This window comes from Paraburkholderia sp. GAS41 (genome assembly GCF_050436545.1).
Taxonomy (GTDB): domain Bacteria; phylum Pseudomonadota; class Gammaproteobacteria; order Burkholderiales; family Burkholderiaceae; genus Paraburkholderia.
Genome location: NZ_JBNDMK010000046.1, coordinates 16,081 through 28,855, shown reverse-complemented (window position 1 = coordinate 28,855; position 12,775 = coordinate 16,081). Strand labels below are relative to the sequence as shown.

6 protein-coding genes and 1 pseudogene are annotated in these 12,775 nt (G+C 59.4%); 2 read left to right on the top strand and 5 right to left on the bottom strand.

Going from position 1 to position 12,775, the window contains the following annotated elements; translation table 11 throughout:
* Positions 1 to 94 precede the first annotated feature (94 nt).
* A pseudogene (locus tag P3T43_RS34325) lies at positions 95 to 473 on the bottom strand (Ada metal-binding domain-containing protein); the annotation flags it as partial.
* 1,250 nt (positions 474 to 1,723) lie between these two features.
* Here P3T43_RS34325 and P3T43_RS34320 point away from each other — a divergent pair.
* Positions 1,724 to 7,240, top strand: coding sequence for a trifunctional serine/threonine-protein kinase/ATP-binding protein/sensor histidine kinase (locus P3T43_RS34320; RefSeq protein ID WP_429285441.1), 5,517 nt, complete (start codon positions 1,724 to 1,726; stop codon positions 7,238 to 7,240).
* A gap of 269 nt (positions 7,241 to 7,509) precedes the next feature.
* Here P3T43_RS34320 and P3T43_RS34315 read toward each other — a convergent pair whose 3' ends face one another.
* Both P3T43_RS34315 and P3T43_RS34310 read right to left on the bottom strand, forming a co-directional pair.
* Complete coding sequence (locus tag P3T43_RS34315) at positions 7,510 to 9,300, bottom strand: FAD-dependent oxidoreductase (RefSeq protein WP_429285440.1); 1,791 nt, start codon at positions 9,298 to 9,300, stop codon at positions 7,510 to 7,512.
* Between the two features lie 195 nt (positions 9,301 to 9,495).
* Complete coding sequence (locus P3T43_RS34310; protein ID WP_429285439.1) at positions 9,496 to 10,122, bottom strand: tyrosine-type recombinase/integrase; 627 nt, start codon at positions 10,120 to 10,122, stop codon at positions 9,496 to 9,498.
* Between the two features lie 359 nt (positions 10,123 to 10,481).
* Between P3T43_RS34310 and P3T43_RS34305 the strand changes: the two genes are divergently transcribed.
* The gene (locus P3T43_RS34305) at positions 10,482 to 11,000 is read left to right on the top strand and encodes a GNAT family N-acetyltransferase (protein ID WP_429285438.1); all 519 of its coding nucleotides are present in this window, start codon (positions 10,482 to 10,484) and stop codon (positions 10,998 to 11,000) included.
* A gap of 62 nt (positions 11,001 to 11,062) precedes the next feature.
* On the opposite strand, the gene P3T43_RS34300 is transcribed toward P3T43_RS34305, so the two are convergent.
* On the bottom strand, positions 11,063 to 11,617 hold the full coding sequence (locus tag P3T43_RS34300) for a GNAT family N-acetyltransferase (protein WP_429285437.1): 555 nt from the start codon (positions 11,615 to 11,617) through the stop codon (positions 11,063 to 11,065).
* A gap of 312 nt (positions 11,618 to 11,929) precedes the next feature.
* Complete coding sequence (locus P3T43_RS34295) at positions 11,930 to 12,661, bottom strand: GntR family transcriptional regulator (protein ID WP_429285436.1); 732 nt, start codon at positions 12,659 to 12,661, stop codon at positions 11,930 to 11,932.
* Between the last annotated feature and the right edge of the window lie 114 nt (positions 12,662 to 12,775).

Sequence of the window (12,775 nt, the reverse complement as noted above, 5' to 3'; positions counted from 1 at the left end):
TCTGTCATCAAAGTGGTCCCCACTACTCGAAGTGATGGACATCACTTTGGACACTCTCAACGTCGATGTCGATATGGCCTTCGAATGACGCTTACCCATATTCGGCATCGAAAATCCGGCGGAGGTGCCGGTCGGTGACGCCAATGCGCGCCGCAAGCTCTGTGAGACTTGCGGTGTTCAGGAAACCCTCTTCTATGAGTGTCGCGGCCGCTTGTGCCAGTCGGGCAGACGCATCTAGTAGTCCATTTCCGGGTGCCAACTCTGGACGGCACCGCAGGCAGGGGGCGAAACCCAGCTTTCTCGGCCGCTGCCATGTTAGGGAAAAATTTACAGTTCTGCCGCTTTGGCGTCCGGACGGGACAGACCGGTCGACAATAAATACCCGTCGAAGTGACGCCGACGAAGAACCAGCCATCGAAGCGGCGATCTCGCGAAAGCAATGTTTGATAGCAGGTGTCAGGGTCGAGGTTCATGCTCAAACTTTAGCGGAAGCCAGCGCGTACTCTGGCCAGATTCGGACATGAGTATTCGAGCGCCTGTGAGACGGTCCCGGCGTGATGACGCATTACCGTTTCTTGCCTAGTGGAGTGCCGGAGGTCATGACCAATTGTTGACGATCTAGGCAACGAGACCGAGTGTCTCAAACTGGCCGGTCCGATGCGAATTGGATAAGGAAGTGCGGTGGGAGTCAATCTGCGTCAGGCACAAGTCGACCGAGATGGAATGGACACCGCCCGCCCTTCGGGGATGCAGGGTCCGGAAGAGAAGCGGAGGCCCTCCAAAACCCGGCGTATGCACGTCCAAACGGGCAGACTTTGCGGAGAAGATTCTCCGTATGTTCGGGATACGCGACTATTTTGCTTTCGTGAGCGGCGGCGACATAGGAGTGACGAAGCGGCAACAGTTAGCGCAATTGCTGAAGCACGGCGTTATCAATTCAATGTCCATATGATCGGTGACCGCGCGGTGGATTCCCTTGCCGCAAAGATAAGCGGGATTGAAGCCGTAGGCGCTTTGTGTGGGTACGGCTCCAAGGCAGAGCTGGCAGAGCGGTCGCCTATCTGTTTGCTGGAGAGAGTCGAAGAATTGGTTCAAGTCGCTGATCTCGTTTCGCGCTAAGCAATACGTTGCAAGTCGCGTGGCCAGAAGGTCGGCGTGATCGAGGGCGGCTCAGATCGCACTCGCTTCAACGCGGAATTTCCGTCTGCGACCCTTGACGGACGGACGTCGCCACGGCCACCGGACAGCTGCTGCCTACGCTCAACGCCCATTTGATCCGCCAGTTCGGAGAGTGCTCGGCGAATTCGGTAATTTGAGCCTGTTCGAAAGTGGTCATTTTACGCGGATGCTTTTGGCAAGTTATGGATTCGAAAGTAATCTGCAAGGGCGATGTTCTATACCTTGGTTAAACGCCAACGGAGCAAAAAGATGGTCAGGTTCAGTGATTACGAGTACAGGAGGCGACCCAGGTTCGATATAAATGCCTTCGAGGGCGTGAACCAGTCCATCCCAATCAAGACAGTTGTGATGTGATCCACTGCTTTGACCCTCGAGCGGTCGAGATTCCATAGATAGTGTTGCGAGGTAAGCGTTCAGAAAATCCGCTGAGCCCAACGTTGTCCACTGCTCTTGGCTGTGGCAGACTGGGGTTCCTACGGTCCGGCCGATGAGACACTTTTTGGCCCGACAGCGGCAAAAGAGGCTTGATGATGGAGGCCCCCAGTTGGACTCCGCTCCTAGGTTAAGCGCGCTGGGCGACAGTGGCTTCCAGGTGTTATGGGAAGACGGCGAGCGAACACTCTGCCGGATATGGTCCCCGGTGGCCGACGGCGGGCGGAGCACCGTGCTGGCCGCACAGTCCACCGCCGAGCGCCCGACACTAGCCAGCCTTGAGCGTCTGGCGCACGAGTACGGGCTAAAGGACGAGCTGGAATGTGCATGGGCGGCACGACCGCTGGAACTGGTGCACGAAGGCAGTCGAACGCTCCTGTTGCTCGAAGACCTGGGCGGCGAGCCGCTTAGCTGGCTGCTTGGGGCGCCCATGCAAACAGGGCAGTTCCTTCGTCTGTCGATCGGTATCGTCTCCGCGCTCGGCAAGACGCACCAACGTGGCTTGGTTCACAAAGACCTGAAACCGGGCCATATTCTCGTGAGTACGAGCGGAGAGGTCAGGCTCACCGGGTTCGGCATCGCTTCGCGCCTGCGCCGCCAGCGGCAGGCGCCCGAGCCGCCGGAAACCATCGCAGGAACCCTCGCCTACATGGCCCCCGAACAGACCGGACGCATGAACCGGTCGATCGATACCCGCAGCGATCTCTATGCGCTTGGTATCACGCTCTATCAGATGCTCACGAGCTCGCTGCCGTTCGTCGCGGCCGATCCGATGGAGTGGGTGCATTGCCATATCGCCAGAAAGCCTGTGGCCCCGTCAGAACGTTTGGAGGGCATCCCAGCCGTTATCTCGGAAATCGTGATGAAGCTCCTTGCCAAGACGGCCGAGGATCGGTACCAGATCGCGGCCGGGGTCGAGCACGATCTGCGGCGCTGCCTGGCCGAGTGGGACCGCCACGGTCGCATTGAAGCCTTTCCTCTGGGTCAGCAGGACACGCCTGACCGGTTGCTGATCCCGGAAAAACTTTACGGCCGGGAACGCGAAATCGATACCTTGCTCACTGCCTTCGATCGTATCGTCAAGGGCTGCACGCCGGAGTTAGTGCTCGTCTCTGGCTACTCGGGCATCGGCAAGTCGGCGGTCGTCCAGGAGTTGCACGGGGTGCTAGTACCGCCACGCGGGCTTTTCGCCGCGGGCAAGTTTGACCAGTACAAGCGTGACATCCCGTATTCGACGCTCGCGCAGGCCTTCCAGAGCCTCGTGCGGTCGCTTCTGGGCAAGAGCGACACGGAGCTCGGCACTTGGCGCGACGCCCTTCTCGCAGCACTGGGACCGAATGGTCGGCTCATGATCGATGTCGTTCCCGACCTGAAGCACATCATCGATGAACAGCCTCCGGTCACGGAAATGTCACCACTGGACGCACAACGGCGCTTCCAACTCGTGTTTCGGCGCTTTATTGGCGTCTTCGCCCGACCTGAGCATCCGTTGGTGCTGTTCCTCGACGATTTGCAGTGGCTCGACGCGGCGACGCTCGATCTGCTTGAAGATCTGTTGACGCGTTCTGGCCTGCAGCACCTCATGCTTATCGGTGCCTATCGCGATAACGAGGTCTCGGCCACCCATCCACTCAGGCGCAAGCTCGAGGCCATCAGGATTGCTGGCGGAAAGATTACGGAGATCACCATTGCGCCGCTCGCGCGAGCGCATGTCGAACAGTTTGTTGCCGACGCGCTGCGTTGCGAGTCAAAGCGCGCTGTGCCCCTCGCGGAACTGGTACATGCGAGGACAGGGGGCAATCCCTTTTTCGTGATTCAGTTCCTATATGCGCTTACCGAAGAGGGACTGCTCGTCTTCGATCATGCGGCTGCACGTTGGTCCTGGGATATCGGGTGCATCCAAGCATCCCGATACACCGATAACGTCGTCGAACTGATGGTCGACAAGCTTTCGCGCTTGCCCGCCGAAACGCAAAGGGCGTTGCAGGTCCTGGCTTGTCTCGGCAACGCAGCAGGGGTAGCGACCATTTCGATAGTTTTCGAGACCCCGGAAGAGCAGGTCCACGCGGTGCTTTGGCCTGCAATCCGTCAGGAATTGGTTGCATGCGTAGCAGGCGCCTACGGTTTTGTGCATGATCGTGTACAGGAGGCAGCCTATTCGCTGATTCCGCCGGAACGGCGCAGCGAGATGCACCTTCATCTAGGGAGAATGCTCGCAACGCATACGCCCCCCCAAGAGCGTGAGGCGGCCATCTTCGGTATCGCCAATCAGTTAAACCAAGGCGCGACCTTGATCGGCTCACAAGACGAGCGCGAGCAGTTGGCAGAGCTCAATCTACTCGCAGGCCAGCGCGCCAAAAGTTCAGCCGCCTACGCCTCGGCGCTGGCCTACCTTGCCGCCGGTGCTGCCTTGCTGTCTGAAGATGCCTGGGCGCGCTTACACGAACTGCGCTTTGCGTTGGAGCTGCAGCTCGCCGAATGTGAGTTAGTGATGGGCGCGCTGGCAGAATCGGAGGCGCGCTTGGTGGCGCTTTCAATGCGCGCCAATACAACCGTCCAACGCGCAACGGTGGCGTGTTTGCGGGTCGACTTGTACGTGACCATGGATCAGCTCGACCGGGCCATTGCCGTTGCTCTCGACTTCCTCCGCGACGTCGGCATCGACTGGCCGTCGGATCCAACCGAAGAGCAAGCGCGCTGCGAATACGAGCGGATCTGGTCGCGGCTCGGCAGCCGCACGATCGAGGAACTCCGTGAACTGCCGTTGATGAGTGATCCCGACACACTCTCGATCGTAGAGCTCCTGAACCGGGTGGGGTCGCCCGCGTTCTCAACAAAGTCACTGTTGTTCTGCCTGGCAGCCTGCAGGGCCGTCAACCTCAGTCTTGAGTACGGCAACAGCGACGCCTCGTGCGTGGCGTATGAGTATTTTGCCATGGCGGCCGGGTTATATTTCGGCAATTATGACGCGAGCTCCCGATTCGCTCGCCTCGGCAATCAACTCGCAGAAAAGCCAGAACTAAAGCGCTCCCAGGCCAGGACGCTTGAGCTGTTCGGGTTCATCAGTGCCTGGACGTGGCATGTCCAAATAGGGCGTGGCCTGCTGCTGCGCGCATTTGAACTCGCGAACCGCACAGGCGATCTCACGTTTGCGGCCTACGCCTGCGGCCAGATCAACGCCAATTTTTTGTGGGCGGGAGATTCCCTGAACGAGGTGCAGAGGGAAGCGCAAAGCGGTCTGGAATTTGTGCAGAAATTAGGGTTCGGACTTGCCGTCAGCTGGGTCACTGGACAGCTCGGGCTAATCCGGACGCTGCGCGGTCTCACAACAAGATTCGGCTCGTTTGATGATGAGACGTTCGATGAACTTGAATTCGAGCGCCAGCTATCGAGTCATTCGTCATGGGCGCTTGTCACATGCTGGTACTGCACAAACAAGTTGCAGGCGCGCTATATGGCGGGCGATTATGAGGCAGCACTCGAGGCTGCGTCGAGGGCACGACCGGGGGCGTGGCCGTGGATGTTGGTGTTGGAAACGGCCGACTATCACTTTTACGGCGCGCTGACACATGCGACATGCTGGGACATTGAAACAGGCGCGTCGCGGCGGCAGCACCTCGAGGCCCTCAGCGCTCATCACATGCAGCTCCAGGTCTGGGCGGAAAATTGCCCTGAGAATTTCGAGAACCGCGCCATGCTGGTCGGCGCTGAGATTGCGCGGATCGAAGGCCGCGTGCTCGACGCCGAGCGGCTCTATGAGCACGCGATCCGCTCGGCCCGCGCAAATGGCTTTATTCAGAATGAGGCGCTCGCCAATGAGTTGGCAGCACGCTTTTACGCCGCGCGCGACTTCGAGACGATTTCCCACGCTTATCTCCGGAACGCCCGCTACGGTTATCTACGTTGGGGAGCCGATGGGAAGGTGCGGCAGCTCGATCAACTCCATCCGCATCTCAGAGCGGAGGAGCGAGCGCCGGGGCCGACCGGCACAATTGGCGCACCGGTTGAGCACCTCGACCTCGCCACCGTGGTTTCGGTATCGGAGGCTGTGTCGGGCGAGGTCGTCCTGGAAAAGCTGCTCAACACCCTTATGCGAACCGCAATCCAGCAGGCTGGGGCGGAGCGCGGCATCTTGCTTCTTCTGCACGAGGCGGAGCCGCGGATCGCTGCGGAAGCCACAACGAGCGGCGACACAGTCGTCACGCGTCTGCGCAACGCGCCCCTGACGGGGGCGGAGCTGCCGGAAGCTGTCCTCCACCATGTCCTGCGCACTCGGGAGAGCGTCATTCTCGACGATGCCGCGGCCCGGTCCCCGTTTGCCACCGATCGGTACATTCATCAGCACGGCGCACGCTCCATTCTCTGCTTGCCGTTGCTCCACCGGGCCAAGCTCATCGGGGTGGTCTATCTCGAGAATAATTTGGCTCCCCGAGTCTTTGCGCCGGCCCGGATCTCGGTGCTGAAGCTGCTCGCTTCGCAGGCAGCGATCGCGCTCGAGAATTCCCGTTTGTATCTCGAACTCGCGGAACGCGAAGCGAGGATCAGGCGACTCGTCGACGCCAACATCATAGGGATCTTCATCTGGAAGCTTGACGGTCGGGTTATCGAGGCCAATGAAGCCTTCCTGCGGATGGTGGGGCACGACCGTGCAGACCTGGCTGCCGGTCGACTTACTCGTCGCGACCTGAGTCCGCCCGAATGGCGCGAGCGCGACCAGCAAGTCGTCGCAGAGCTGAAAACGCTCGGAATTGCTCAGCCGTTCGAGAAGGAGTATTTCAGAAAGGACGGCAGCCGCGTGCCTGTGCTGATCGGGTTTGCGGCCTTCGGCGGAGAATCGGATGAGGGGGTGGCGTTTGTCATCGACCTGACAGAGCGCAGGTTCGCTGAGGCGGCAACCCGCGAAAGCGAGCGCCGGTACCGCGAGGTGCAGACTGCCTTGGCGCATGCGAATCGTCTCGCGACGGTAGGTGAATTCACGGCATCCATTGCTCATGAAATCAAGCAGCCTATTGGCGCGGCAGCCACCAACGCGCAGGCCGCCATACACTGGCTGCGCCTCCAGCCCCCCGATCTGGAAGAGGTGCGCCAAGCGCTTGGTCGTACGGTCAAGGACGTCATGCGGGCCAGTGAGGTGATCGTGCGGATGCGCGACCTCGTCAACAAAGTGCCATCGCGACGTGATTCTCTGGAAGTCAATGAAGCAATTCTCGACGTGATCGCCCTGACCCGTGGCGAGGTCGAGAAGCACGGCGTGTCGGCACGATCGCAGTTTGCCGCGGACCTGCCGCTCGTTCACGGAGACCGTGTCCAGATCCAACAGGTGATGCTCAACCTGATCGTCAATGCGATCGAGGCGATGAGTGGTCTCGACGACGGACCGAGAGACTTGCTGATCTCCACGGCAAAGGATGATGCAGGTGATGTGCTAATCGCGGTGCGCGATTCGGGTCTGGGACTGAACCCCGAGAGTATCGAGCGCATCTTCGAACCTTTCTACACGACTAAAGCGGATGGAATGGGGATGGGCCTGTCGATCTGCCGTTCGATCATCGAGGCGCATGGGGGGCGTTTGTGGGCGCGCACAAACGAGCCTCGTGGTGCTGCATTTTATATGATTCTCCCGCATTGACAGGTGGTTTCCCGAGCCGGGAGAACCCCATTTTCTGCAAAAGTCCTATTTGCACCCGCAGGAATTTCTGATCCCGAAAACTCGCTTCCTCGAGGTATCCAAACGCATGAGTGCTCTATGTCTACGTAGGACTCTGGCGAACGTTCGTAGAATGGGAAGCGAGACTCAGTCTGCGCCAACCGCAGGGGGCGATACCCGACCCGAAGCGGTCTGTGGTCCGCATGGACAACGCGCGACCGCTGCACGTCAATGAACGGACATTCGAAAGCTCACGACCGCACCGGCGTGAAGCCGTCGGAACTCCAGTCCTCGCTGCCGACGCCGTGATGGACAAAAAAGAATCCCTCGGGGTCGTAGCGGTTCTTGATCGCTTTCAGCCGCGCATAATTTGCCCCCCAAAAAGCCTCGCGCCAATCTCCACGGAAAAAATCTGTTTCTGAAAGATAGGAGCCGCTTTGCGGTGCCAATGCTTTAAGAACGGCCGCAGCTTTGGACACACGCTCGGATTGGCGATGTGCCTCTGTCATGTCAGGCGGCGTGATCGGGAGCCCCGCAAATGGCGGCGGACCGCCCGCAGCCACAATCATCAGGGCGAACGCGTCGGCAACTTTCGGATTCATGGCGCACTGACGTGCTTGCTCGTTCACCTCCGTAGGGGCGCCCGCGAGTCCTTTGTTGACGTGCAGTTCCACGGCCTGAAATTGGGCAGCCTCCATGAGCGCCCCGGCAAGCTGACCGCGTTGGGCTGGTTCGAGAAGCGTCGCGGGCAGCCATTGTGACTCATAGCCGTGCAGAAATAGGGAGGCCTGGTCTCCATCGCCTCGCCACCAACCATGCTGGGCGCCCGCTCCGGCTCGCGGGTCGGGCACCAGTCCGGGGTTGGCTGTGAGATCCCACCAGCGGCGTGCGGGACCGGCGCCGATCTGAGGTTCGCCGTTGAAGGTGAGATCTGCTGGTGAGGCTCGTACCCAATTGATGAAAGGTGCCCAGACCGATTTGGCATGTTCGTCGCTGAGGCCCTGACACACCATCGACACGTCGACCTCGTCTTCGTGAAAGACAAGCTGCTCGCCCCATACGGGGTTGAACAGGTTTTCGGCATAGTGGTCAACGAGCCGCTCAACCAACCTCCGGTAAGCCTCACGCGATGACGCCTTGACCGTGAACTCAGCCCAGCCAAAGTGCTCGGGCAGATCATGTGTCTGCAAAGTAATCCTGGTCACCACACCGAAACTGCCGCCACCCCCGCCTTTCAGCGCCCAGAAAAGATCGGGCTCCCGCGATGCGTTGACCGTGCGGACAGCGCCGTCAGCGGTGACGATCTCGGCCTGGAGCAGGCTCGCGGCCGCCAATCCGTAACGCTTCGAGAACGATCCGAAACCGCCGCCCTGGACGAGGCCGGCCACCCCCACGCTCGCACAACCACCGCCCTGGACGTATCGCCCCGCCTTTGTGGTAACGGCAGTGTAGACGTCGATCCACATGCAGCCGGCCTCTACGGTCACGGCCGGCGTCGGCGGCATCGAAGAGCCCAACGGAACGAATGTGTCGTGTAGCTCGATGCGGTTCATCGCGCGTGTCCAGATCAGAAGGGAATCCGGCGCGTTCGAGCCGCCAAGGTAACTGTGTCCCCCTCCTTTCACTACCAGGCGCAAATTGTGTTGGCGCACGAAATTGATGCCCGCAACCACGTCGGTGGTAGAACGGGCCGCCACGGCGTAAGCACTCGCGCGAGGCGTCCATCCGTCGAGCCACCCTGAAATCTGGGTGGCACCGGGATCGTCACCGAGCGCGATCGGGTTTCGCGCTTCCGCTAGGCGAGCAAGACAATCGGGCGTGCCGGGCGCTTGCGCACAGGTCTGCCAGATGGTCGTGGGTCGCAACAAATTTCCACCAACTGCGCTACTCAGCGCCTCCCATTCCTCTGCTTTCGGCCACGCAGGATCGCCAGGCCGAACGCGGCCCGTTTCAGCCACTGCTGGAATTACTTCGGCAAAAATCGTGGTGGTGGAGAGGAACGGCAGGGCGGCAACGCCCTTTAAAACGCATCGTCTCTTCATTTCGTCTCTTTTTCTTCCGGGAGCTAATCGGCGTGGCGAACCATCTTTTCTGAATTCTAAAGCGAGCCCGGTTCGCTCCGTCGAGCGAATGACCGCTCCAATCGCTCAAAGCGACATCCAGGTATCAGCGCGACATCTAGATGGGTGGCCGAAACTGGCCGGACAGTGTCTGTTACCGTCCGGCGGGCTCGCGGCTCAAACCTCGGTCTGTTCCGCCATTTCAAGCGCGTCGTCGACCTCGATTCCGAGGTATCGGACTGTGCTCTCAAGTTTGGTATGGCCAAGCAGCAGTTGGACGGCCCTGAGGTTTTTTGTCCGGCGATAAATCAGCGATGCTTTGGTCCGGCGCATCGTGTGCGTGCCGTACGCGGTGTCGTCGAGTCCAATTGACCGTATCCAACGATGTACGAGCCGCGCGTACTGACGCGTCGATAGGTGCGGCGACGCGTGAATCCGACCCGGAAACAGGAAGTCTGAAGGCAAGAGCCCCGCTGCTTTGATCCAAACTTCCACGCTTTCGCGAGTTTGCTCCGTGATCTCGAACTGCACCGGCCGCTGCGTCTTCTGCTGCATGACGGTCGCCCGCGGCGCCACGCGGGAGCCAAGGCAGACGTCGTGCACCCGCAGTTTCGTCAGATCGCATGCCCTTAGCTTGCTGTCGATCGCCAGATTGAACATCGCAAGATCACGCGTTCTCGCTCCGAGCTGCAGGCGGATCCGGATGGCCCAGATTTCCCTGAGTTTCAGCGGCGGCTTCTGCCCGGTCAACCTGTCCTTGTTCCAAGGTACGCGAGGCACGCTGCTGGTAATAGTCGCTTCCATGACAATCTCCTTTCGAGGGAAGGGAGACTCAGTCTGCACCAACCGCAGGGGGCGATACCCGACCCACAAGGGACGTTCACACTTTCCGAAAGCGGACATTGAGGCTGCCCGATTATCTCGGTGGACGTGGATGCAAGGCGGCTTGACAAGCCATAGTCGGGCAAGCGAAACTCAATAGCATGAATGCGTCGCAGGTCAACTCCGTTATGGTCGTAGTTCTGATGGTCGTCCTTATGGATGAACCACCGGGGGGACTTGTTCGCTAGTTATCAAGCAGTATCACAACAAGGCCTCACCGGCAACGGATGAGGCCTTTTGTCTGGTCCATCCGGCAGAGGCCTCTAAACTCGGAGAGTACAATGCCGCTGCATACACAGGACCTGCTTGCCCAATCCAATATCCGTTCATTGACGGACGATGATTTCCCCACTGCGGCGGCACTTGTACGCGCAAGTTTCACGCGTTATATCGCGCCGGGCTGGTCAACGACGGCGGGCGAGTCCTTCAATGCCGAAGTTACTTCTGACTTGTTTGGACAGCTTGCAGCAGCCGGTGCGTATTCGATTGGATCGTTTCAGGGAGAACTGTTGCAAGGCGTGTTAGTCATGCCGACGCCGACCCGGTTGCGAATGCTCTTCGTTAATCCTGCCCGTATCAAGCAAGGTATTGGCCGTCGCCTCTGGCAACAAGCACGTAAGCATCTCGCTGAACATCATCCCGACGTGCAAACCGTTGAGCTTAATGCTTCGCCGTACGCATACGGCTTCTATCGCCAACTCGGATTTGTGCCATTGTCCCGTGAGTACCAACACCTAGGTTCGCGTACAACAAGAATGGCCTGCTGGTTGCCAGCCGAGCGGTTTGGGGCAGTTCTTTAAAAACTTGGCCTCAATGGCCGTAGTTGGCCGCACTCGGTCTGTGACGTCGGCGTTGCAAAACGCTATTCAACTCGCCGGTGGGACATGCTGGAGAATACGTAGCAATCTCTCGCCGCATTCCCGAACGCTGGAAGCACCAACCATTTCCGCAACGTCCCCTCACACTGAAATCCCAGTTTCTCCAGAACTCGTCTTGAGCCCGTGTTTTCAACATCACACACCGTCCAGATTCTTTGGACGTTGGGCGAGCGCCACAGTGCCGAAATAGCGGCCCGGCCAGCCTCGACTGCAAGGCCGCGTCCCCAGAACCGCTCGCCGATTCCAAAGTGGATTTCGGTCTTGTGTCCCTCTGGGATTACGACAAATAAGCCAATCGGCTCATCATCGTCGAGTGTGCTAATGACCCAGGAAAATGGCGCACCAGCTTCATACCAAGCTGTGATGCACCACTGTTCCAGCATCGTCTCGGTGTGGGCGACATCCTCGTCGGCGCGCCGCTGCAGGAAGCGTGAGCAATTCTGGGCTCCTGTGTAATTCTTGAATAGGACTGGGGCATCACCTTGTCGCGCGCGACGCAAACGCAGGCGCTCTGTCAGTAGCTCAACTCGATCCTCCATCCCGCTCCCTTGCAAGCGTCCTTTTCCTAAGATTGGATTGTCGCCAATCCAGGACCGGATGTCGAACGTCCCTTCCTGGCCGACTCCGGTCCGACGCAGACCTCGATCGAACGCTGATCGCAGCAAGTATGCGAAAGGCATAAATCGACCCCGAACTGCCCTTCATGAAGACGTTTCCACAGTCAGCAATGACATTCATAGCGGACACCGAGCGGCGATTGCCTCAAGCGTTGCTGTCGATCGGGTTTGAAACGGTACAGCCAATTGGCCGCAAACTGCGGTCGATTGGTCCACTTATAACCCCTGCGACGGCTAAGCGTCGGAGCGCTTCAGTCGCATCGAGACCGAGAAGCGTTCAGCCGGATGGACGCTAATCGACACTTCGAAGGTTTCCCCCGCGGAGTCGAGATAGCGCCGCACAATCTCAAGCGCCGCAGTTCCCTTCGCGACTTTCAGCCTTTCCGCCATCTCCTGCGAAATCAGCGCAGCGTGCACGTCCTGCTGGATCTCCGCGATGCAGCGACCATAGCGTGCTTCGATTAACGAACTGATCAGCGTATCCGGCTGAAGTCGCGCAGCCTCTGCGACTTCCGTATAAGCCGGGTCGATATACACGTCGGTCCAACCGACCGGCGGACTCTGTCTGTCGCCGTCGATGCGCAGGCTCGAAACGCGCAGCCATCGCGCACCGTCTGCACATTTCAGCGTCTTGGCGAGCTTGCCGCTTGCGAGGATCTCCTCCGTCGATTGCACGAGACGCAAGTGTTCCGAGCCGAACTGCACGAGATCGTCTACCGATGCGAGCGACGGCCGGAACTCGTTCTTCGGCTGCGCCGATTCGACGCGCGTTCCCGCGTTTTTGCGCCGCGATACGAAGCCCAACTGCTGCAATTCATGCAGCGCTGCGCGAACCGTATGCCGGCTCGTCTGATAGCGGTCGCGCAGTTCAAGTTCGGTGGGCAAATACGAGCCGACTGGATAGCGGCCGGACGCAATGCCCTCAGTCAAGTCGCGGGCGATGTCGGCGAAGTGCGGTCTGTTCATATTTGGGTGGCGATGCAGTCGATTATCCGAGGCCAGGGTAAATCATAGCTTGCCCAACATGTCCGAACATATTAATTTTGATTATGTCCGGACATATCGTTGGTTTTCGCGAGC